22 protein-coding genes are annotated in these 24545 nt (G+C 37.7%); all 22 read left to right on the top strand.

The genetic code is table 11. The features are described from left to right. Positions 1–25 precede the first annotated feature (25 nt). The 22 genes from asd (at position 26) to JF53_RS05595 (ending at position 24476) form a co-directional block, all read left to right on the top strand. Positions 26–1084: an aspartate-semialdehyde dehydrogenase gene (gene asd, locus JF53_RS05700; protein WP_047981219.1), complete on the top strand. Its 1059-nt coding sequence runs from the start codon at positions 26–28 to the stop codon at positions 1082–1084. A gap of 23 nt (positions 1085–1107) precedes the next feature. Continuing rightward, positions 1108–2361 carry an aspartate kinase gene (gene dapG, locus JF53_RS05695; RefSeq protein ID WP_047981218.1) on the top strand — a complete coding sequence of 418 codons (1254 nt, stop codon included), beginning with the start codon at positions 1108–1110 and terminating at the stop codon, positions 2359–2361. A 6-nt stretch (positions 2362–2367) separates the two neighbouring features. Then, complete coding sequence (gene dapA, locus JF53_RS05690) at positions 2368–3243, top strand: 4-hydroxy-tetrahydrodipicolinate synthase (protein ID WP_047981217.1); 876 nt, start codon at positions 2368–2370, stop codon at positions 3241–3243. A 117-nt stretch (positions 3244–3360) separates the two neighbouring features. Continuing rightward, positions 3361–4092, top strand: a complete 732-nt coding sequence (locus JF53_RS05685) for a ClpP family protease (RefSeq protein WP_047981396.1) — start codon at positions 3361–3363, stop codon at positions 4090–4092. Next, positions 4089–4295, top strand: coding sequence for a YlzJ-like family protein (locus tag JF53_RS05680; RefSeq protein ID WP_083443556.1), 207 nt, complete (start codon positions 4089–4091; stop codon positions 4293–4295). The genes JF53_RS05685 and JF53_RS05680 overlap by 4 nt, the downstream gene beginning before the upstream one ends. Before the next feature lie 157 nt (positions 4296–4452). Then, positions 4453–6729: an FtsK/SpoIIIE family DNA translocase gene (locus tag JF53_RS05675; protein ID WP_047981216.1), complete on the top strand. Its 2277-nt coding sequence runs from the start codon at positions 4453–4455 to the stop codon at positions 6727–6729. A gap of 298 nt (positions 6730–7027) precedes the next feature. Then, positions 7028–7753, top strand: coding sequence for a GntR family transcriptional regulator (locus JF53_RS05670; RefSeq protein WP_047981215.1), 726 nt, complete (start codon positions 7028–7030; stop codon positions 7751–7753). Positions 7754–7864: 111 nt separating this feature from the next. Next, positions 7865–8968, top strand: a complete 1104-nt coding sequence (locus JF53_RS05665; protein ID WP_047981214.1) for a BMP family lipoprotein — start codon at positions 7865–7867, stop codon at positions 8966–8968. A 166-nt stretch (positions 8969–9134) separates the two neighbouring features. After that, positions 9135–10676 carry an ABC transporter ATP-binding protein gene (locus JF53_RS05660; RefSeq protein ID WP_047981213.1) on the top strand — a complete coding sequence of 514 codons (1542 nt, stop codon included), beginning with the start codon at positions 9135–9137 and terminating at the stop codon, positions 10674–10676. Further along, positions 10663–11709, top strand: coding sequence for an ABC transporter permease (locus JF53_RS05655; protein ID WP_047981212.1), 1047 nt, complete (start codon positions 10663–10665; stop codon positions 11707–11709). Before JF53_RS05660 ends, JF53_RS05655 begins: the two co-directional genes overlap by 14 nt. Next, positions 11710–12663 carry an ABC transporter permease gene (locus JF53_RS05650; protein WP_047981211.1) on the top strand — a complete coding sequence of 318 codons (954 nt, stop codon included), beginning with the start codon at positions 11710–11712 and terminating at the stop codon, positions 12661–12663. Between the two features lie 200 nt (positions 12664–12863). Next, positions 12864–14159, top strand: coding sequence for an EF-P 5-aminopentanol modification-associated protein YfmF (gene yfmF / locus JF53_RS05645; RefSeq protein WP_047981210.1), 1296 nt, complete (start codon positions 12864–12866; stop codon positions 14157–14159). Further along, complete coding sequence (yfmH, locus tag JF53_RS05640) at positions 14152–15435, top strand: EF-P 5-aminopentanol modification-associated protein YfmH (protein ID WP_047981209.1); 1284 nt, start codon at positions 14152–14154, stop codon at positions 15433–15435. The genes yfmF and yfmH overlap by 8 nt, the downstream gene beginning before the upstream one ends. A gap of 11 nt (positions 15436–15446) precedes the next feature. Then, the gene (gene ymfI, locus JF53_RS05635) at positions 15447–16163 is read left to right on the top strand and encodes an elongation factor P 5-aminopentanone reductase (RefSeq protein ID WP_047981208.1); all 717 of its coding nucleotides are present in this window, start codon (positions 15447–15449) and stop codon (positions 16161–16163) included. Positions 16164–16249: 86 nt separating this feature from the next. Continuing rightward, positions 16250–16510, top strand: a complete 261-nt coding sequence (locus JF53_RS05630) for a DUF3243 domain-containing protein (RefSeq protein ID WP_047981207.1) — start codon at positions 16250–16252, stop codon at positions 16508–16510. A 257-nt stretch (positions 16511–16767) separates the two neighbouring features. Next, complete coding sequence (locus JF53_RS05625) at positions 16768–17559, top strand: DUF3388 domain-containing protein (RefSeq protein WP_047981206.1); 792 nt, start codon at positions 16768–16770, stop codon at positions 17557–17559. A gap of 17 nt (positions 17560–17576) precedes the next feature. Beyond that, positions 17577–18533, top strand: a complete 957-nt coding sequence (locus JF53_RS05620; RefSeq protein ID WP_047981205.1) for a helix-turn-helix domain-containing protein — start codon at positions 17577–17579, stop codon at positions 18531–18533. Between the two features lie 109 nt (positions 18534–18642). Then, on the top strand, positions 18643–19221 hold the full coding sequence (gene pgsA, locus JF53_RS05615; RefSeq protein ID WP_047981204.1) for a CDP-diacylglycerol--glycerol-3-phosphate 3-phosphatidyltransferase: 579 nt from the start codon (positions 18643–18645) through the stop codon (positions 19219–19221). Then, on the top strand, positions 19221–20468 hold the full coding sequence (locus JF53_RS05610) for a competence/damage-inducible protein A (protein WP_047981203.1): 1248 nt from the start codon (positions 19221–19223) through the stop codon (positions 20466–20468). The genes pgsA and JF53_RS05610 overlap by 1 nt, the downstream gene beginning before the upstream one ends. Before the next feature lie 174 nt (positions 20469–20642). Further along, the gene (recA, locus tag JF53_RS05605; protein ID WP_047981202.1) at positions 20643–21689 is read left to right on the top strand and encodes a recombinase RecA; all 1047 of its coding nucleotides are present in this window, start codon (positions 20643–20645) and stop codon (positions 21687–21689) included. Positions 21690–21966: 277 nt separating this feature from the next. Next, positions 21967–23538: a ribonuclease Y gene (gene rny, locus JF53_RS05600; RefSeq protein ID WP_047981201.1), complete on the top strand. Its 1572-nt coding sequence runs from the start codon at positions 21967–21969 to the stop codon at positions 23536–23538. Positions 23539–23678: 140 nt separating this feature from the next. Then, positions 23679–24476 (top strand): TIGR00282 family metallophosphoesterase, encoded by a 798-nt coding sequence (locus JF53_RS05595; RefSeq protein ID WP_047981200.1) that lies wholly within the window; start codon positions 23679–23681, stop codon positions 24474–24476. Positions 24477–24545 lie beyond the last annotated feature (69 nt).

The following is a 24545-nucleotide window of genomic DNA, read 5'->3' as shown; positions in this document are numbered from 1 at the left end:
TCTAATTGGAGTGTGAATCAGCATCATGACGAAGGATAATAGTTATCATGTCGCAGTAGTTGGGGCAACAGGAGCAGTAGGCCAGAAGATGATTAAAATGCTGGAGGAAAGCAATTTACCAATTAGCACATTAAAACTGCTATCTTCCAAACGCTCAGCTGGTACGAAGGTTGATTTTAAGGGAAAAGAATTGATTGTAGAGGAAGCAACTGATGAAAGTTTTACAGGAATAGATATTGCATTATTTTCAGCTGGAGGCTCAGTGTCTAAACGATTCGCTCCTGAAGCAGTAAAGCGTGGTGCGGTTGTTATTGATAATACGAGTGCTTATCGCATGGATGAACAGGTTCCACTTGTTGTACCAGAAGTAAATTCAGAAGATCTTGAGTCACATCAAGGGATAATTGCCAATCCAAATTGTTCTACCATTCAAATGGTTGCTGCTTTAAAACCGATTCAAGACGCATTCGGTCTTTCTAGAGTGATTGTGTCAACCTATCAAGCAGTTTCTGGAGCTGGAACACAAGCAGTTGAGGAACTAAGAGATCAGACGAGACAATTTCTCGCTGAAGAGGAAGTAACGGCCACCATCTTACCCGTAAAAGGCGCTGAAAAGCACTATCCGATTGCATTTAATGCCTTACCACAGATTGATGTATTTCAGGAAAATGGCTATACATTTGAAGAAATGAAGATGATCAACGAAACAAGAAAGATATTACATCGACAGGATCTTTCCGTTGCTGCGACTTGTGTTAGACTTCCGTTTTTCACGTCTCATGCAGAAAGTGTATATATTGAAATAGAGCAATCAGGAATAGAAACAGAAGCTATACGGCACGTTTTACAAGAAGCAGATGGGGTAATTTTACAAGATGATCCACTTACACAGACCTACCCAACGCCACAAAGTTCAGCAGGTAAAAAAGAAGTGTTTGTTGGTCGTGTTCGGAAGGATTTGGACCATCCTAATGGCTTCCATCTGTGGGTCGTCTCGGATAACTTGCTAAAAGGTGCAGCATGGAACTCTGTCCAAATTGCTGAAAAATTAATGGAAAAAAATCTACTGCTACACGAAAAATGATTGTTAGGTAGAGGTGTGAAATTGTGCAGATATTAGTTCAAAAATTCGGAGGAACTTCTGTACAAAGTAAACAAACTAGACAACATGTTATCCATCATATAAACAAAGCACTAAAAGAGAAGTTTAAGCTTGTTGTAGTCGTATCTGCATTAGGAAGAAGTCCAGAAGCATATGCCACCGACTCTTTATTAGATTTAGTTGATTATCCAGACCATGATATTTCAGATCGTGAGTTAGATATGCTGATGGCTTGTGGCGAAATTATTTCCTCGGTCGTTTTATCCAACGAGCTGAAACGGGAATCGATAAAATCGATTGCGTTAACAGGGGCACAGGCAGGAATTCTTACCAGTGCTGACTATACACAAGCGAAAATCAAAGAAGTGAATCCAACACGTATTCAGGAAGAACTAAAGCGACATGATGTTATCGTAGTTGCTGGCTTCCAAGGTAAAAATTCATTTGGAGAATTAACAACATTAGGTAGAGGTGGTAGTGATACTACCGCGGCAGCACTTGGTGCAGCATTAAATGCGAACCGAATTGAAATTTTTACGGATGTGAACGGGATAATGACTGCAGATCCAAGGGTTGTAAAAGAAGCTCGACCACTTGATGTGGTAACATACCGTGAGATTTGTAATTTAGCCTATCAAGGGGCTAAGGTGATTCATCCAAGAGCAGTTGAAATTGCCATGCAAGCAAAAGTACCTATTCGAGTTCGTTCTACCTATGAGGAAGACGGTGGTACTTTAGTGACCACCTTTGCTACGAAGAAATCAGGAGTTGATATAACAGATCGGTTGGTCACGGGGATAGCCCATCTAGCAAATATTACACAAATAAAAGTGCAAACAAAGGAAACCCAAGCGTACAGAATGCAGTCCGAAGTATTTAAGGCAATGGCCGATGCGGGTATTTCGATTGATTTTATCAATATTTCGCCAACCGGTGTTGTTTATACCATTCCCGATATCCAGGCGAGAAAAGCAATGACGATTCTAGAATCGCGAGGATTTTCTCCTACAGTGACCAAAAATTGTGCGAAGGTATCGGTAGTAGGTGCGGGGATGACTGGTGTACCAGGTGTTGCATCGCGAATTGTGCATGCATTGACAAATAAAGGGGTACAAATTTTACAATCGGCAGATAGTCATGCGACAATTTGGGTACTCATTTCCGGTGATGATTTATACACAGCAGTAAATGCATTGCATCACGAATTTGAATTGAGTAATCAAGCTACAGTTTTACATGACTATTTAATAGAAAGGTGAGTTCAAATGAATTTTGGTAACGTATTAACCGCAATGATTACACCATTTAATGAACAAGGGGAAATCAATTTCAATGAAACAACGAATCTCATCAATTATTTAATTGAAAATGGAACCGATGGATTAGTCGTTGCTGGAACGACAGGGGAATCACCAACACTTACCACAGAAGAAAAAAAGCAATTGTTCTCCCATGTCGTTAAAATTGTCGATAAACGCGTACCGGTGATTGCCGGTACTGGTGGAAATAACACACAAACATCGATTGAGTTGACAAAAGAAGCGGAGAATTGTGGTGTGGACGCGGTAATGCTAGTGACGCCATATTATAATAAGCCAAATCAACAAGGCTTATATGAGCATTTCAAAGCAATTGCACAAGCAACAACACTGCCAGTCATGCTCTACAATATTCCAGGAAGATCTGTCATTAACATGAGTGCGGAAACAATAATCGAATTAAGCAAAATTGAAAATATCGTTTCGGTCAAAGAGGCAAGTGGAGATTTAGATCAGGCGGCTGTAATTATTGAAAACACAGCCGAAGATTTTTCAGTCTACAGTGGTGATGATGGATTGACGTTACCAATGCTTGCAATTGGCGGGACTGGAATCGTTTCGGTTGCCTCTCATATTATTGGTAATGATATGCAGGAAATGATCCGTGCCTTTGAAAACGGAGATACGAAAGGTGCTGCCTCCATCCATCGTAAGCTTTTACCAGTTATGAATGGACTTTTTGCAGCACCGTCACCTGCTCCAGTTAAAGCTGCTTTACTGCATACAGGCATCCAGACAGGCGGAGTGCGCCTCCCATTAGTCCCTCTAACGGAAGAAGAAGAAAGCAAGCTGAAACAGTTAATTGATAGTCTTCATCATTAATATATTTCTTAAAAAGGATTCTCATCTTCGTATGGGAATCCTTTTTTTCGCTAGAATGTATTTAGTTGTTTCCGTTCATACTATAGCCATAGTGATTTTTAAAGGGGTGTTCTTATGATGGAAAATGATACAGAAAAAAAAGAAGGGCAGGAGGAACAATCTGGTTCTTCCTCACTCGTGCAAAAAATTCAAGCTTTAGGCCAAACAAATGTACCACAGTCACCTGACTCCAATATTCATGTACTATCTATTATTGGTCAAATTGAAGGGCATATTCAATTACCACCGCAAAATAAAACAACGAAATATGAACATTTATTACCACAGCTTATTGCCATTGAACAAAACCCTAAAATTGAAGGGGTGATTATTTTATTAAATACAGTTGGAGGCGATGTAGAAGCGGGGCTGGCGTTATCGGAGATGATTTCATCGCTTTCCAAACCAACTGTTTCGATTGTTCTTGGAGGTGGCCATTCTATCGGTGTACCAATAGCAGTTTCAACCGATTATTCATTTATTGTGCCAACTGCTACGATGACCATCCATCCCGTACGGTTAACAGGGCTTGTTATTGGTGTACCACAAACCTTTGAATACTTAGATAAAATGCAGGATAGGGTTATTAACTTCGTGGTTAATCATTCTCACATAAAAGAGGAGAAGTTTAAAGATCTTATGTTTGCAAAAGGAAATCTAACCCGTGATATTGGGACAAATGTCGTTGGAACAGATGCTGTTGAGTATGGGTTAATTGACGAGGTTGGCGGAGTTAAGGAAGCGATGGAAAAATTAAATGAACTGATAGGGGACGCCAACGATACGGGACAAGAGGAGGTTATCCAATGATTTTATACACACCACTAGCAGAAACAGATATATTTCCAATAGCAGCGGATGCCTATACAAATCGGGTATGTATCAATTACGGGGGCAAGCAAGTATATGTAGAAAAAAATAGTGATGGGGCATACCGATTACTTCAATTACTATCAACAGATCCACAAGATTTTTTAAATGAAAACTATACACCAGGTACGATTATTTCGTAATTTTTTTGAAATCGAGAAATTGGTTACTCTATGATATACTATATCTATTCAACAAGAGTTAATAGAGGCTGGGATATGACGAATACAATCCAAACAATACACATTTGTTCCAGTCTCTTCATCATAAAAAATGGCTTTTGTAGGTAGAGGTGAGTATATGGCTAAGAAGCGAAAGAAACGTAAGAAAAATACATTGCGAAAAACAGTGAAGGCCGAGTTGTTAGGGCTGTTATTTGTTTTTCTAGCAATTTTTGGTAGTGGAGCTAGTGCAATTAGTGAAGGTGCTATACCTGGAGGTTTAGAGCATATTTTTAGATTTTTTCTAGGGGTATGGTATTTTGTTGCGTCTATCTTTTTATTAGTAATTGGTATCTTTTTAATTGTTAAACGACGTTATCCAAATTTTTTACATAAAAAAATGATTGGGTTTTATATTATTCTACTAGGCGTACTCCTTTACACGCATATCCAAGTATATGAACAACTAGTGGCCCTTTCCGGTAATACATCGATAATCAAGGCAACATGGATTAGCTTTTTTGACTTTGTGGCAGGACAAGCACCCTCTGGTCAAACCGGTGGCGGAATGATTGGTGCATTTATTTTTGCTTTTTGTTATTATCTATTCTCTTCGGTTGGTGCTAATATTGTCGCTGTTTTCTCGGTTGTGATTGGTGTCATCTTTTTAACCGAGTTCTCATTAGGGGACTTCTTCTTAAAGCTTGTAAAGAATATCCGTGCTAATGTGGAAAAAGTGAAGGAGAAATTTAGCACGATTCAAACAACAAGAGAACAGCGCAAGCTTGCAGATGAACCGTTAGAGCCATTAGAGGATGCTGATATAGCTATTAAGCATGAGGAAGTTGAATTTCCTGATGTAACCTATGCCTTTGATGAGCACGTGGATTCAGCTCCTCCAGTGGACGAAAAACCATTACGGGCGACTGCAGAAGATCACGAAGCTGAAGAAGATGTTACGGTTATGCCAATGACCGCAACAGAAAATCCAGAATATCGTTTACCATCGCCAAATCTATTAGCTGAACCAGCTCATAACACACAATTCCAAGAGAAGTCTCAGATTCAAGCGGTTGTTCGTAAGTTGGAAAAAACTTTTCATAGTTTTGGCGTAAAAGCACGAGTAACAAAAGTAAATGTTGGCCCTGCCGTAACGAAATATGAGGTGTATCCAGAAGCGGGTGTAAAGGTAAGTAAAATTGTTAGTTTACATGATGATTTAGCACTTGCTTTAGCGGCGAAGGATATTCGGATTGAGGCACCAATACCAGGGAAGTCTGCTGTTGGTATTGAAGTGCCAAATAAAGAAATTGCCATGGTATCACTTCGAGAGGTATTGGATAGTACAACAAGCAAGCAATCTTCTAAACTATTAGTAGCACTTGGGAAAGATATTACTGGGGATGCTGTATTAGCAGAATTAAATAAAATGCCCCATCTATTAATTGCTGGAGCGACTGGTAGTGGTAAGAGTGTCTGTGTTAACGGCATTATCACGACTATTTTAATGCGTGCGAAGCCACATGAAGTTAAAATGATGATGATTGACCCGAAAAAGGTAGAATTAAATGTTTATAATGGCATTCCACATTTACTAGCACCAGTAGTAACCGATCCAAAGAAAGCTTCTAGAGCATTAAAAAAAGTGGTCTCGGAAATGGAACGACGCTATGAATTATTCTCTGACACGGGAACGCGTAATATCGAGGGTTATAATGAATATGTACGAAAGTATAATATAAATGCAGGTAACAGCGAAGAGCAACCAAATCTACCATATATAGTGGTTATTGTTGATGAGTTAGCAGATTTAATGATGGTTGCCTCTAGTGATGTGGAAGATTCGATTACAAGACTAGCGCAAATGGCACGAGCTGCTGGTATTCATTTAATTATTGCAACACAAAGACCATCTGTTGATGTCATAACAGGTGTCATAAAAGCAAATATTCCATCTCGAATTGCTTTTAGTGTTTCTTCTTCTACCGATTCTCGCACAATTTTAGATTCTGGTGGGGCGGAGAAGCTACTTGGTCGTGGTGATATGCTGTTCCTTCCTGTTGGTTCTTCTAAACCGGTCCGAGTACAAGGGGCGTTCTTGTCAGATGAAGAAGTGGAGCGAATTGTGGATCATTGTATTGAACAGCAAAAAGCAAATTATCAGGAAGAAATGATTCCTGAGGATACGAATGAAGTTGTTCAAGAAGTAGATGACGAACTATATGATGAAGCAGTTCAGATGATAACAGAAATGCAAAGTGCTAGTGTATCAATGCTGCAGCGTCGGTTCAGAATTGGTTATACGAGAGCTGCTCGCTTAATTGATGCAATGGAAGCAAGAGGTATTGTTGGACCTTATGAAGGAAGTAAACCAAGAGCTGTATTAGTTACAGACACAGAAGAAAAGACTTCGTAATAAGAAAATTGTATAAAAAATGAGCAAGGTGACATGGTAGTAATATAGATGTTTTCCTTGCTCTTTTTTTAACGTAAATATTGACGAATTTTTCCGATTATTAAATAGAATGAAACCGTTATAGGACTACAATATGTCAGGAATTTACATGATTAGTATGTAATAATTAAATTATGTACGTAATTTTTGTGAAAACTATTTATTTGTTTTAAAATAAATGATATATTATTCAAGGTATAGTTGTCAGATATTGTCGGAATTAGTTGTCTCATCTGTTATGGGCATAAGGAGGGAGCATATGTCAATTAAAGCAGACGCAAGACATTTATATTTACAAGTGATTGACCGAATCAAACATGATATTGAAACGAGTAAATATAAAGCAAATGAAAAGCTTCCATCCGAATTCGAACTATCCAAGCAATTAGGTGTATCTAGAGCAACGCTTCGTGAGGCATTACGTATCTTAGAAGAAGAGAATGTCGTCTCTAGAAAACATGGTGTCGGAACATTTGTAAATCCGAAACCAATCGTTTCATCAGGTATCGAACAATTAACGAGTGTGACCTACATGATTGAACAAGCTGGGAAAAAACCAGGTTCGCAGTTTTATTCCACGGATATAATCGATCCTAGTGAAGAGGACCGAACTAATTTCAAGTCCACTACATTGCAAAAGCTTGTAAAAATAGAGCGCGTACGAACCGCTGATGGACAACCAGTTGTATTTTGCGTCGATAAAATACCCCATGGATTAATTCCTATTGAAGCTGCTCACCAAGAAGATTCCTTGTTTAAATTAATGGAGGAGCATGCCAAAAAACGAGTTAGTTATGCTATTACATATATTGAGCCGGTTAGCTACAACGAAAAAATTTACAATATTTTAAATTGTGATTTTGAAAAAACACTTTTATTACTAAAACAGATGCACTATACAGAAGACGATGAAGCTGTTTTATATTCATTAAACTATTTTCGTTCTGATGTATTTAGTTTCCATGTGTTTCGGAAGCGCATATAGGATTTTACATTCCTTTTAGGAGGTGATTTCAGCCTGTAGTATCAAAGACATAGTAGTAAGTAAAGAAGTAGGAATACATTCATTTAAAATTTATCTAGGGGGCATTATTTAATGAAGAAATTAAGCTTTTTACTTGTATTAATTCTAGGTCTAGGATTATTTCTAGCAGCATGTGGAACTTCTGATGATGAAGAAGGAAATAACGCTGACAACGATAGTACTGGATCTGACGAAGCGGCAAGCGATTTTTCAGTAGGTATGGTAACAGATATTGGTGGAGTTGATGATAAATCATTCAACCAATCAGCATGGGAAGGATTAAAAGCTTTTGGTAGCCAACACGGATTTACTGAAGGTGAAGGCTATGGCTATGCACAATCAAACGCTAGAGAAGAATATATTCCTAACCTAAACCGTATGGTTCGTGATGGTTATGATTTAATTTATGGAATTGGTTTCGAACTTAAGGAAGATATTACAACAGTTGCTGGCCAAAACCCAGATACTAAATTTGCTTTAGTAGATGATATCTTAGAGGCTCCAAATGGAGTAAGTATTACTTTTAAAGAACACCAAGGTTCATTCTTAGTAGGTGTTGCGGCAGCACTTAAAACAAAAACAAACAAACTTGGATTTGTCGGTGGTGTAAACTCACCATTAATCAATAAATTCGAAGCTGGATTCATTGCTGGTGCTAAATCAGTAAATCCTGATATCGAAGTAGATGTGCAGTATGCAGAAAGCTTTGCAGATGCTGCAAAAGGTAAATTAATCGCTGCTAATATGTATGATAATGGTGTTGATGTAATTTATCACGCTTCTGGTGCTACTGGTAACGGTGTATTCAACCAAGCTAAAGATATTAAGCAAAATGATCCAGAACGTGAAATTTGGGTAATCGGTGTTGACCGTGACCAATATGAAGAAGGTCAAGCAGGAGATTACAATGTAACTTTAACATCAATGGTTAAACGTGTAGACGTAGCTGTTGAACAAGTTGCTACACTTGCAATGAACGATGAGTTCCCAGGTGGAGAGCAATTAGAATTCGGTATTGAAGAAGATGGTATTGCAGTTGCTACTACGAATACAGAAGCAATGACAGAAGAAATCGTTGCAGAAGTCAATAGCTGGCAAGAAAAAATTCTAAATGGTGACGTGGAAGTTCCACAAACACACGAAGAATTAGAAGCATTTGTAAAAGCACTACAGTAATAATTCTGTGGAAAAGACCGACATTCGGTCTTTTCCCATGTTTTGTCTATGTAAAATCCTCAACTGAAGAAGATGGTAGAATCGTCTTTTTCATTTGGTGATTTTATTTTATGAAATCAAATAGTATTCAATATGCCATGAAATAGGGAAAAGAGGGGTGACTTTAGTGGAGTATGTAATTGAAATGTTAAATATTCGAAAAGAATTTCCGGGTATTGTAGCAAATGATAACATTACAGTCCAACTAAAAAAAGGTGAAATTCATGCACTTTTAGGTGAAAATGGTGCAGGGAAATCAACCTTGATGAATGTGTTATTCGGATTATACCAGCCAGAAGCAGGCGAAATCCGAGTAAAGGGTGAAAAAGTAAATATAACAAACCCGAATATTGCGAATGAATTAGGGATTGGCATGGTGCATCAGCATTTTATGCTAGTTGAGCCATTTACCGTCACACAAAATATTATATTAGGTAACGAGCCAAAGGATAAATTCGGCAAGATTAATATAAAAAAAGCAGAAGAAGAAATTCAAGAAATTTCCGATCGCTATGGTCTAAAGGTGGATCCTTCTGCGAAAATTAGTGACATATCAGTTGGAATGCAACAACGCGTAGAGATTTTAAAGACATTATATCGCGGAGCAGAGGTTTTAATCTTTGATGAACCAACAGCGGTACTAACACCACAAGAAATACGTGAACTAATCGAAATCATGCGTTCGCTTGTTAAAGAAGGAAAATCGATTATTTTAATTACACATAAATTAAAAGAAATAATGGAAGTATGTGACCGTTGTACCGTCATTCGTAAAGGACAAGGAATTGGAACAGTCAATGTTGCCGAATCGAATCCAGATGAGCTTGCTTCATTAATGGTAGGGAGAGAAGTAAACTTTAAAACAGAAAAGAAGCCTGCTCAGCCAAAAGATGTCGTACTTCATATTGAAGATCTTTATGTGAAGGATGCAAGAAAAGTAGATTTGGTGAAGGGCCTGAATTTAGAGGTTCGTGCTGGTGAAATTGTTGGGATAGCAGGTGTTGATGGTAATGGTCAAACAGAGCTAATCGAAGCAATTACTGGTTTACGGAAATCACAGTCTGGATCGATATCTGTTAACGGAAAATCCATCACGAATTTAAGCCCACGGAAAGTTACCAATCATGGTGTTGGGCATATTCCACAGGATCGACATAAGTATGGATTAGTATTAGATTATCCAATTGGAGCAAATATTGTTCTGCAAACATATTATCAAAAGCCTTTTTCAAAGGTATCGGTTTTAAATTATAAAGAAATCTATAATAAAGCAAAAGAAATCATTGCCGAATATGATGTACGTACACCAAGTGAATTTACACCTGCACGTGCTCTATCTGGTGGAAATCAGCAGAAAGCAATTATTGGACGAGAAATAGATCGTTCTCCTGATTTATTAATCGCAGCACAGCCAACTCGTGGATTAGACGTAGGTGCTATTGAATTTATTCATCAAAAGCTGATTGAAGAGCGTGACAAAGGACGAGCAGTATTATTGATTTCGTTCGAATTAGACGAAATCATAAATGTTAGTGATCGAATCGCAGTGATGTTTGATGGGAAGATTACAGCTACTCGCAAGCCAGAGGAAACCAATGAACAAGAATTGGGATTATTAATGGCTGGAAGTATAACAGAAAAGGGGGCTGATTCTAATGAAGTCAACTAATCGTTTATTTGGAATCTTAGTACCGATTATATCTGTTCTTCTCGGCTTAATTGTTGGTGCAATTATCATGCTTATTTCTGGTCATAACCCGATTGAGGGATATAAAGCACTATGGGATGGGGCATTTTATGATGCGTTCACATTAGGTGAAACGATTCGCCGTATAACACCACTAATTTTAACAGGACTTGCTGTGGCGTTTGCATTTCGTACTGGATTATTTAATATCGGGGCAGAAGGTCAAGTTATTGTTGGGTGGTTAGCCGCAGTCTGGGTAGGGTTAACGGTAGATGCACCAATGATTATCCACTTACCGCTTGCTGTTTTAGCAGGAGCAATAGCTGGTGGTCTATGGGGCTTTATCCCTGGCTTGTTAAAGGCTAAAATTGGTGTTCATGAAGTTATTGTTACAATTATGATGAACTATATTGCTATGTTTGTATCAAATGAAATTGTTCGTTCTGTTTTAACAGATCATGATACATCAACTGAACAGATTGCAACAACGGCATCTTTGGCTTCTGAATGGCTAAAAAGTATTACATTTTATTCTCGTATGCATTATGGTATCTTAATTGCTTTATTTGCAGCCGCAATTATGTGGTTTATCATTCAACGTACGACGGTTGGGTATGAATTGAAAGCGGTTGGATTTAATCGCCATGCATCAAAATATGCTGGTATGAATGTTAGTAAAAATATCATATTATCAATGGTCATCGCGGGGGCATTTGCTGGACTTGCTGGTGCAATGGAAGGTCTAGGAACTTATGGTAATGTATCCGTAATTTCTGGATTTACGAATCTTGGTTTTGATGGGATTGCAGTTGCGCTTCTTGGAGCAAACAATCCATTTGGTGTCGTTTTAGCCGCTATATTATTTGGTGTGCTTAAAGAGGGTGCTGGTGAAATGCCTAGTGCCGGTGTACCGACAGAACTCGTAGATATTATTATGGCAGTTATTATTTTCTTTGTTGCTTCAAGCTATATTATTCGTTGGGCGTTACTTCGCTTCAAAAAGGAGGGGAACTAAATGCTTGATATTTTACAATCTGTTGTTCCTACAATTTTATTCTTTTCAGCACCCCTTATTTTTACAGCCTTAGGTGGCGTGTTTAGTGAGCGATCTGGTGTTATTAACATTGGTCTAGAAGGACTTATGGTTATAGGTGCTTTCATAGCTATCGTATTTAACCTTACCTTTGCTGATATGTTTGGAACATGGACCCCTTGGGTATCCATTGTTGTTGGTATGATTGGTGGCGCAATATTTTCATTAATACATGCTGTTGCAGCGGTCTCTTTTAGAGCGGACCAAACGGTTAGTGGTGTAGCCATTAATATGCTCGCACTAGGTGTTGGTGTTTATTTAACAAAGATATTCTATGATAAAGGTCAGACCGATATGGTTACACAGCCTTTCTTATCCAAGACGATTCCAGTATTATCCGATATTCCAATTATCGGACCGATCTTTTTTAAAGGTATTTATGTAACCTCATATATTGCATTAATTGTAGCCTTTATTGCTTGGTTTGTTTTATATAAAACATCATTCGGATTACGCTTACGTGCAGTCGGTGAACATCCGATGGCGGCTGATACGAACGGTATTAATGTATACAAAATGCGTTATATCGCTGTCATTATATCAGGTGCATTAGGTGGACTTGGTGGATCTGTGTTTGCTCTAACAATTGTTTCGAATTTTTCACATGCGACAATTGTAGGTCAAGGATTTATGTCACTAGCTGCAGTTATATTTGGTAAGTGGCATCCACTAGGTGCAATGGGTGCGGCATTATTCTTTGGATTTGCCCAAAGCTTAAGTATTGTAAGCTCAGGTATTCCAATCCTAGAGGATATTCCGCAGATTTACTTGCTTATTGCGCCATATGTACTTACCATCTTAGCGTTAGCAGGATTTATCGGACGCGCAGAAGCACCACGCGCAAATGGAATTCCGTATATTAAAGGAAGTAGATAATACGAACTAAAGCCGACTTGGATTTCCAGGTCGGCTTTTTCAATGGTTAATACTATTGTGGTGTTGCTAGCTTTCCATTGGCTACCGTTGGGGATAATGGTAAACTATGGTTATTAATAAATTGTTTATGGATTAATCAAAAACGTACAAACTAAGGCAGATAACGTAAGAATGTAAAGAATTGAAATGGAGGAGTTAGGATGGTCACCATTGAGGAACAGGTGAAGAATATGAATGGCTATAATCTTCACGTCATACCCAATAAAAAATTTAAAACCGTTCATATCGTTGTAAAGTTTAAAGCGCCATTAAATCGCGAAACCATTACGAAACGTGCTTTGTTACCGTATGTTCTCCAACAAGGCTCAAAGAAGTACCCAAGTAGAAAAGAATTGCAAATTGCATTAGATGATTTGTATGGTTCAGTATTATCAATGGATAGTGGGAAAAAGGGCGATAATCATATTATTAGTTTCCGGTTAGAGGTTGCTAATGATAAATTTATACCGAATGAAACCAATTTAGTCGAAGATTCGTTTCGTTTGCTAAATGAGGTAATCTTCCAACCGAATGTTCAAGGTGATGCATTTGTAGAATCGGTATTTAACCGTGAAGTAGGAACATTGCGCCAAAAAATCAAATCAATCATCGATGATAAAATGCAATATGCAAATATGCGACTACTCGATGAGATGCTTGATGGTGACCCATATCAGCTTCATGTTCATGGTTACGAAGAGGATTTAGACAGCCTAAATGCAACAGATTTATATCGTTACTACACGACCATGCTTAAAGAAGATCAGGTTGATATTTATATTCTTGGTGATTTAGATCAAGAAAAGATGGAAGCAATTGTGACAGCGAATATGGAACGCACCAGCTCAGGTGCTACCACGGGTACGAATGATGAAGAATCACCATCGCGTAATCATCATGCACCGAAAGAAGTAATCGATAAGCAAAATGTTCAACAGGCTAAGCTACACATCGGCTACCGGACGAATTGTACGTATCGCGATAAAGAATATCCTGCACTTCAAGTGTTTAATGGTATATTAGGTGGATTTCCAAGCTCGAAATTATTTATTAATGTTCGAGAAAAGAACAGCTTGGCATACTATGCATCCTCGCGACTCGAAAGCCATAAAGGTTTACTGCTAGTATTTAGTGGTATTGCTCCTGGAGATTATGAAAAAGCTAGAGCAATAATAGAAGAGCAAATGAAGGCAATGAAAAATGGTGATATATCGGAAAACGAGTTAGCAGAATCAAAGGAATTAATTGTTAATCAGCTATTAGAAACGTTAGACCACCCACAAGGGATTATTGAAATGCTCTATCAGCAAGTAATTGCGAATGCAGACATATCACCTCACCAACTAATTGATAAGATAAAAGCAGTACAGCTAGATGATGTCAAAGCAATTGGAGAAAAAATAACAGAAGATACGGTTTATCTCTTAACAAGTGAAGGAGGCACGTCAAATGAATAAAATGGAATATCGTCATATTGATGAAAATCTTTACCATGAGAAGCTTGAAAATGGTCTAACAGTCTTTTTATTACCACGCCCTGAAATGTCAAAAACATATGCGATTTTTTCAACAAATTATGGATCTATTGATCGGACGTTTGTCCCAATTGGCAAGGATGAAAAAATCACAGTACCAGATGGTATCGCACATTTTCTTGAGCATAAGCTATTTGAAAAAAAAGACCGCGATGTATTTGCGGATTTTAGTAAACAGGGAGCATCTGCCAATGCTTATACATCATTTACGAAAACCGCCTATTTGTTTTCCGCTACTGCTAATATAGAAGAAAATGTAAAAACGTTGTTAGATTTCGTTCAAGATCCTTATTTTTCAGAGAGCTCGGTTGAAAAGGAAAAAGGAATAATTGGCCAAGAGATTAAAATGTACGATGATCAACCAGATTGGCAGTCATTTATGGGTACATTAAAAAGCTTATTTAAAGAGACACCGGTAAATATTGATATAGCTGGAACGGTGGAATCTATTGCGGAAATAACAAAGGATGATTTATATACTTGTTATCATACCTTTTATCATCCCGAGAATATGACATTCTTTATTGCGGGAAATTTTAATCCGGAACAGATGCTAACCCTTATAAAAGAGAACCAAGTATCGAAGGAATTTGTGAAGCTTGATGAAATTAAACGTGATTATCCAACAGAGCCAGCAGAAGTTGCTAAAGAAGAAAATAAATTAATCATGCCGGTATCCATTGCCAAATGTACGGTTGGGATAAAAGAATCCATTGAAGAATTATCGCCAGAAGAATTTATTCAGAAGGATTTATTACAGGATTTAATTCTGACTTTTTATTTTTCAAAGAGTGGACAATTCTATGAAGAGCTATACAAGGAAAATATGATTGATTCCAGTTTTTATTTCGAAACAAATCTGGAAAAGAATTTCGGTTATTCCATTCTAGGTGGAAATACGGATAATCCGGATCAATTTGTCGCTAAGTTAAAACATCTATTGCTATCAACAACCAGTATGGAAATTACGGAGGCAGAATTTGAACGAATGAAGAAAAAGAAGATTGGTCAGTTGCTACGTTCAATGAATTCATTAGAAAACATTGCGAGTAAATATATTCATTATCATACAGTGGGTGTGGATTTCTTTGAATTAATTCCCACTATACAAGGTTTAACGGTAGAGGATGCTAATAAATTTTTAAAAGAATGGATTAAACCAGAGCGATTAGGCGTTTGTAAAATTGTTGCAGAATAGGGAGAAGCTACATGGGGAAAACCGTTTTAGTTATTGGAGCAAGTGGTGATATTGGAAGTGCGATTGCAACACAATTAGGAAATGAGGGGTACCAACTAATTCTTCATTATCATCAAAATAGGGAAGCAGTAACAGCTATTGAACAAGGTCTAGCACCAGAAACTGTTTTGGATGTGCTAAAAGCCGATCTCGAGTCAACGGAAGGAATAAATACGTTTCTTACATCCTTAGTCTATCCGGTAGATGCAATTGTGTTTGCAAGTGGTGTTGCTCATTATGGATTATTTCAGGATACACCCGAGCAGGTTATGGATGCAATGCTTTCTGTTCATGTCAAAGCACCATTGAAAATAGTCCAAAATCTATTACCATCTATGATTCAGCAAAAGGCAGGTAAGATACTATTTATTTCCTCAATATGGGGAGAGATTGGTGCTAGCTATGAAGTCATGTATGCCACTGTTAAGGGTGCACAGAATAGCTTTGTCAAATCACTGGCTAAAGAGGTTGGAAGAAGTGGTATTTCAGTGAATGCCATTAGTCCAGGATATATTGACACAAAGATGAATGTTTTAGATCCAGAAGAAAAAGCACAGCTAGTAAGTGAAATTCCTCTAAACCGACCGGGTACACCGGAAGATATTGCAAATGCTGTTAGCTTTTTGCTCCAAGATAAATCAAGTTATATTCACGGTGAAATTGTCAGAATATCTGGTGGCTGGTCGTAAAGTTATCATCAAGTTCCTTATCTACAATGCATAATCACATAAAATTTTCAAATACTATGCATGTACGATATGAAGGAGGAATGATGATGTCCGTTCTGGATAATTTTGAGTCTTGGAAAGATTTTTTGGCAAATCGTTTAGAGCAAGCTCAATCACAAGGTATGTCACAGCAGACGATTTCTGAGGTAGCCTATGAGGTTGGGGATTATCTTGCCAAGAGCGTTGATGCCAAAAATAATGAAGAGGCAGTACTAAGGGAGCTTTGGAACGCTGCATCAAAAGAAGAGCAACATGCTATTGCTAATTCCATGGTAAAATTAGTACAAAATCAAGCTAATAATAGCTAAGTAAGCTGAAAATTTAAAGGAGCTGCGCTTTTACGTGGCTTCTTTTCCATTCTAAAAGGAAAACTTTAGTAATTATTTTCATTAATAGCTTTAAACTATCGTGAAAATCATTTATTATAAAGATATACATTTTTTTGCCGAAAAGAAGAACATTTTTTCTTCGGCATAAGAAAAACTATCTTAATCGCTAAAGGAACGAGCGAAGTTTTTCTAAAGATGATTGCAATTGGATACGTATGGCAAAGGAGAGTTTTCGATTGGGACGAACAGAATGGTATTTAGAATACGAAATTCAAATTAATCGCCCTGGTTTATTAGGAGAAATTTCTTCTTTGCTCGGTATGCTCGCCATTAATATTGTGACCATAAATGGTGTAGAAAACGGTAGAAGAGGTATGTTGTTACTTGCCAATAACGATGAACAAATAACACGATTAAAATTAATTTTACAAACAATGGACACAATAAAAGTAACCAAATTAAGAAAATCAAAACTCCGAGATAGATTAGCTGTAAGACACGGGAAATATATACATAGAGATGCAGATGATCGTAAAACAGTACGTTTTGTACGAGATGAGCTTGGGCTATTAGTTGATTTTATGGCCGAGTTGTATAAGCAAGAGGGTCATAAGCTAATCGGAATTCGAGGAATGCCGAGAGTCGGTAAAACAGAATCGGTCGTTGCGGCAAGTGTTTGCGCGAATAAACGGTGGTTGTTTGTATCAAGTACGTTAATCAAACAAACCGTCCGTAGCCAGCTCATTGAAGGTGAATATAGCTGTGATAATATTTTTATCATTGATGGAATTGTTTCAAAGCAAAAAGCAAATGAGAAGCACTGGCAATTAATTCGCGAAATTATGCAGCTTCCAGCTATAAAAGTTGTGGAGCACCCTGATATATTTGTACAAGCAACCGAATATAGTATCGATGATTTTGATTATATTATTGAACTTCGCAGTGATGAGGATGAAGTCATTACATATGAAGAGGTTGAAAAGATGCAATTCAATCAGGGAAATGGTTTTTCAATGTTCGATTATTAAATTGGATGGTGTTATAAATGGGAATAGGTGCAAGATTAAAAGAAGCTAGAGAAGAAAAAGAACTATCACTAGACACGCTACAAGATACAACAAAAATACAGAAACGATATTTAGTAGCGATTGAGGAAGAGAATTTCTCTATTTTACCTGGAAAGTTTTACGCGAAAGCATTTATTAAGGAATATGCAATTGCTGTCGGTCTAGATCCAAATGAACTAATGGAAGAGTATAAACAGGATATTCCTTCTCCGGAAGAAGATTCAACAACGCAATATACGAGAATTCATCGCTCTAGAAAAGATAATATGCCGACAAAAAATACTGCAATTTTTTCGTTTATTCCTACATTAATTGTGATTTTATTAATTATTGGAATTGTCTTTTTAGCTTGGTGGTTTATCACACAAAAAATTGGTGACGATGAAAATACGCCATCGGAACAAACGAGTGATAATACGATCATTCGAAATGACTCAAACAATAATAGCAATGACCAATCGGTAGTAGATGATGAAGAGCAAGCTGAAAACGATGAACAAACAGATACTGAAAATACGAACGAAGATACAACTGATAATTCAACTGAAGAAACGGATGAAGAATCCACTCAAGATGAAGCAGAATTAGGTATGGAAGTCGTAGAAGAGGGTAGTGGAACGAAGCCGCTTTCAACGATTGAGTTATCTAATGTAGGTGAAGAGCTTATATTTGAATTCGAATCGACAGAAGATGTTTGGCTAGATGTAAGTAATGAAGCTGACCAATCCTTCTTTAGTGGATTTGTTACATCTGGTGAACCAACTACACTTGACCTAACCGGTCAAAGTAAAGTCTTCTTGAATGTTGGCCGTGCCCCAGGTTTAGCCATTACAATCAATGGTGTTGAATTTGAATACCCAGTAGATCCAAATCAAAGGGGTGCAGATCATCAGCAACTGTGGTTTAATGTTGTCGATGCAGAGTCAAATGAATAAGGAAGAGAAACCCTTCTTGGTCTAAGGACTGAAGAAGGGTTTTATCCCGTTTGAACGAATTAACGTCAAGGAAAAAATTATATAATCGTAGCAGGAGGAACAAGTAAACATGAATATTCCAAATCGGATTACATTATCAAGAATCTTCTTAATCCCTATTTTTATATTGATATTAAGTATCCCATTTAAATGGGGAGAATGGTCTATTGGAGAGGGAACATTGCCTATCTCTCATTTTGTAGCAGCGTTATTGTTTATCGTTGCATCGACAACAGATTGGATTGACGGTTACTATGCTAGAAAACATAATTTAGTTACTAATTTAGGGAAGTTTCTCGATCCATTAGCAGATAAATTGTTAGTATCTGCTGCACTAATTCTGTTAATTGAAATGGGAGCAGCGCCAGCGTGGGTTGTTATCGTTATTATCAGTAGAGAATTTGCAGTAACTGGATTACGTTTAGTTGCTGCTGGTGAAGGTATTGTTTTAGCAGCAGGGGGCATGGGTAAGCTGAAGACCGCTACCCAAATGATCGCAATTGCATCATTATTGCTGCATAATTTTCCATTTTCCTATTTGAATTTCCCGTTTGGAACGATAATGCTTTATATCGCACTATTCTTTACTGTGGTATCTGGCTATGATTATTTCAAAAAAAATTGGCATGTGATGAGGGATTCTAAGTAATGAAACAGGTTAATGCTGAAATTATTGCTGTAGGGACAGAGCTTCTTTTAGGCCAAATTGCCAATACAAATGCGCAATGGATTTCGGAGCAGTTAGCATTACATGGCATTAATGTATTTTACCATGGTGTAGTTGGTGATAATCAAAAACGCGTTGCGGATTCATTTCAATTAGCACAAACTCGTTCTGATGTAGTCATCGTTACAGGTGGGCTTGGGCCAACAGACGATGACTTAACACGAGAGGCTTTTCAATTAATAAGTGGATTGAATGTGGTTGAGCATGGTCCCTCGATGGAAAAAATCGAAGCATATTTTTCTAGGCAGAACACAGTAATGACGCCGAACAATCGAAAACAAGCGCGTGTTTTTTCTGGTTCGACTGTTATTATGAATGAAGTTGGTATGGCTCCCGGTATGATTGTTGAGCATGATCAAACAATATGGGTTTTCTTACCTGGAGTGCCCCGTGAAATGAAGTCATTAATGCGTGAAGGTGTACTTCCAATTTTGAGTCAAAAGCTAGATCAACATCATGTTATTCGCTCTTACGTCTTACGGTTTATTGGAATTGGGGAATCCAAGCTAGAGCATGAGCTAAAAGAACTTATTGATAAGCAGGATAATCCTACTATTGCACCACTGGCACAAAGTGATGGTGTTGTTATCCGTTTAACTGCAAAAGCGTTATCGGATAAACAAGCAAATCTCCTATTAGACCAAACAAAGGATGCTATTTTAGCGAAGGTCGGGGAGTTTTATTATGGCATGAATGAAGAAACCATTCAGCATCGGATTGTTTCTTTATTACGTTCACAACAATGTCAGATTGCCTCTGCCGAAAGCTTGACTGGTGGTAAATTTATCGAAAAACTGATTTCAGTACCAGGAGCTTCACAGGTTTGTAAAGGTTCTATTGTTTGCTATGATGCGTCCGTAAAGCGGGAAGTACTTCACGTATCGAATGAAATAATCGATCAATTTGGAACCGTAAGTGAAGAATGTGCACAAGAGATGGCAAAAAATGTAGCCGATCTTTTACAAGCATCGATTGGTATAAGCTTTACCGGTGTTGCCGGCCCAGATCCTATTGAAGGTAAGCCAGTTGGTACAGTATATATCGGAGTGTATCGCGATGGTGAAGACTCTATTGTTCGTAAATATGAATTCCTCGGGGATAGAGAAACAATCCGACAGCGTGCTGCTCTAAAAGGTTATGAACTTTTATATAGTTTACTAAAAGGATAGAATGTACGGTATCTATTACATAAAAATAGATTTATACAGAACTATTTATTTATATAATCGAATTTTCGATGAAAAAAGTGGCAAAAAATATGGGAACATTTATTCGATTTTTGCTTGGCAAAATGGCTAAAACAATGTATGATAGATAATAGTTAATATAAGGAGGTAGTTTCGATGAGTGATAGAAAACAAGCTTTAGATATGGCTTTACGACAAATAGAGAAACAATTTGGAAAAGGTTCCATTATGAAATTAGGGGAACAAGCTGCTCAAAAACTAGCAACGATCTCTAGTGGATCGCTTACATTAGATATTGCGTTAGGTATAGGTGGTTATCCAAAAGGAAGGGTAATCGAAATTTACGGACCTGAATCATCTGGTAAAACGACCGTAGCACTTCATGCAATTGCGGAAGCGCAAAAAAACGGTGGCCAAGCAGCATTTATAGATGCGGAGCACGCACTAGATCCAACATATGCAAGAGCACTTGGTGTTAATATTGATGAGCTTCTACTTTCACAACCAGATACTGGTGAACAGGCACTTGAAATTGCTGAAGCATTAGTACGTAGTGGAGCGGTTGATATTATTGTAGTCGATTCTGTTGCCGCATTAGTTCCAAAAGCCGAAATTGAAGGCGATATGGGTGATGCGCATGTTGGTTTACAAGCTAGACTTATGTCACAGGCTTTGAGAAAGCTTTCTGGTGCCATTAATAAGTCTAAAACAACAGCTATTTTCATTAACCAAATTCGTGAAAAAGTTGGTGTTATGTTCGGTAACCCTGAAACTACTCCTGGCGGACGCGCATTAAAATTCTATTCTTCTGTACGCCTTGAGGTTCGTCGTGCAGAAACATTGAAGCAAGGCAATGATATGGTAGGAAATAGAGCGAGAATTAAAGTCGTGAAGAATAAAGTAGCGCCACCATTTAAACAAGCTGAAGTTGATATTATGTACGGAGAGGGTATTTCGAAAGAGGGAGAAGTACTTGATATTGGTTCTGAATTAGATATCGTGCAAAAAAGTGGTGCATGGTATTCTTATGAAGGAGAAAGACTTGGTCAAGGTCGAGAGAATGCTAAGATTTTCTTAAAAGAAAATGAGGAAATTTTAGACGAGATACAACAAGCAATTCGAGACCATTACAATTTAGATAATGCAGTGGAAGAAACTGACGAAGAAGTGTTAGAAGATACACAAGAAACATTGGATGTTTAATTTGTAATAGAAACTGTACTAGCCAAGTAGATAGAGGTATTCTATCACTTGCTGGTACGGTTTTTTTGTAGAATAAAAACAACTGTGAAATATTTGATTTATTTTGAAATATATTTTATGTCGATTCCTTGACATTATTTTTACAGACAGATAAAATTAAAATGTATAATTTTATAATTTTATTATACATCGTGTGTAAATTATTCATTGAATATGGTACATGCCGACAATATGTAAAGAATGCTGAAACAATTTTATAGCAAGAGGAGGTGAAAACGTGGAGGACAATATTCTACTCATCTCCATTTTGCTTACCTTAATTTCCCTTGTAGTCGGTATTGTTGTTGGTTATTGGATTCGTAAATCTATTGCGGAAGCGAAGATTTCCAGTGCGGAGAATCTAGCGAAGCAAATAGTGGAAGAAGCACATCGAAATGCAGATGCCGCTAAGAAAGAGGCACTTCTTGAGGCGAAAGATGAAAATCATCGACTTCGCCAGCAGACAGAGCAAGAATTGCGTGATCGTCGTTCTGAAGTACAAAAGCAAGAAAATCGCCTGATGCAAAGAGAAGAAAATCTGGATAGAAAAAGTGAAACGCTGGACAAGCGAGAGTTCATGCTTGAAAAACGGGAACAATCGCTTTCTGAAAAACAACAACAAATTGAAGAAATGGAAAGCAAAGTGGAAGCAATGTTACAAGAGCAGCAAACTGAGCTTGAGCGCATTTCTGGTTATACCACTGATCAGGCTAGAAGTATTATTTTAGAGCGTATCGAAAAAGAATTAGCACATGAATCAGCGATTATGATTAAAGAAGCTGAAAACCGTGCAAAAGAAGAAGCAGATAAGAAAGCGAAGAGCATCTTATCACTTGCTTTACAACGCTGTGCTGCAGACCACGTTGCTGAAACGACTGTATCTGTTGTAAATCTTCCAAACGATGAAATGAAAGGTCGTATTATTGGTCGTGAAGGTCGAAATATACGTACACTTGAAACATTGACTGGAATTGATTTAATCATTGATGATACACCAGAGGCAGTAATATTATCTGGTTTCGACCCAGTTCGTCGAGAAACTGCTCGCTTAGCGCTTGAGAAACTTGTTCAGGATGGTCGAATTCACCCTGCAAGAATCGAAGAAATGGTTGATAAAGCTAGACGTGAGGTTGACGAGTATATTCGAGAAGTTGGGGAAGAAACTACTTTTGAAGTTGGTGTACATGGTCTACATCCTGATTTGATTAAAATTCTTGGTCGCCTAAAATATCGTACAAGCTATGGTCAGAATGTGTTAAAGCATTCCACCGAGGTAGCATACCTATCAGGATTGCTTGCTGCTGAACTTGGCGAAGATGTTAGATTAGCAAGAAGAGCTGGATTACTACATGACATTGGTAAAGCAATTGATCATGAAGTAGAAGGTAGCCACGTTGAAATCGGTAAAGAGTTAGCCATGAAATACAAGGAACACGAGGTAGTTATTAATTCAATCGCTTCTCACCACGGTGATGAAGAGCCTACTTCTGTCATTTCTGTTTTAGTTGCTGCGGCGGATGCATTATCAGCTGCTCGACCAGGAGCTAGAAGTGAGACACTGGAAAATTACATTAAGCGTTTAGAGAAGCTTGAAGAGATTTCAGAGTCATTTGCAGGTGTTGAAAAATCATTTGCAATCCAAGCAGGTCGTGAGATTCGAATTATGGTTAAGCCAGATGAAATAGATGATATTGATTCTGCAAGAATTGCTCGTGATATTCGTAAACGTATTGAAAGTGAGCTTGATTACCCGGGTCACATTAAAGTGACGGTAATACGTGAAACAAGAGCAGTAGAATACGCGAAATAAAAAGGCGGAGCACATTTGCTCCGTCTTTTATATTCACCATAATTTTGCATAGAGGCGTTTTGCAACCGCAATTTTTTGACTTTAAGGGTAGGTTATGAAACACTTAATCATACATATTAGATAGATAGGATGAATGAAACATGAAGATATTATTTATCGGTGACGTATTTGGTTCACCGGGTAGAGATATGGTACAAGAATATTTACCAAAGTTAAAAGAAAAGTATAAACCGAATGCTGTTATAATCAATGGAGAAAATGCAGCGTCCGGAAAAGGGATTACCGAAAAGATATATAAGCAATTCATGGGATTAGGTGCACAAGTAATTACTATGGGGAACCATACTTGGGATAAAAAGGATATCTTTGAGTTTATTGATGATGCAAAAAATTTAATTCGACCAGCCAATTTCCCGGAAGGAACACCTGGAAAAGGATTAACGTTTATTAATTTAAATGGGGCAGAATTAGCGGTAATAAACTTACAAGGACGTACTTTTTTACCAGCTATTGATGACCCATTTAAAAAGGTTGATGAGCTTATAGCGCAGGCAAAAAAGCGAACAGATCTACTATTTCTTGATTTTCATGCCGAAGCAACAAGTGAAAAACAAGCAATGGGATGGTATGTAGATGGTAGAGTTAGTGCTGTCGTTGGGACACATACGCACACGCAAACGGCAGATAATCGCATTTTACCAAATGGTACGGCATATATTACTGATGTAGGAATGACAGGACCGTATGACGGAATATTAGGTGTTGAACGAGATGCGGTTATAAAGAAATTTTTAACGAGTTTACCAGTGCGATTTGAACCAGATAAAGTAGGAAGAACACAATTAAATGGTGTCGTCATTACAATTGATGAAAGTAATGGAAAAGCAACTAGTATCGAACGGATTATGATTAATGAAGATCATCCTTTTTTTGGTTAAATTACAAATCTTACCAACCGAGAAAATTTGAATTTTTTGAATTCTTGATGCATAATAAGGTTATAAGCT

It is taken from the genome of Ornithinibacillus contaminans, assembly GCF_001038425.2.
GTDB lineage: Bacteria > Bacillota > Bacilli > Bacillales > Amphibacillaceae > Ornithinibacillus > Ornithinibacillus contaminans.
The sequence above is the reverse complement of the archived record's forward strand: the minus strand, read 5'-3'. Positions and strand labels throughout refer to the sequence as shown.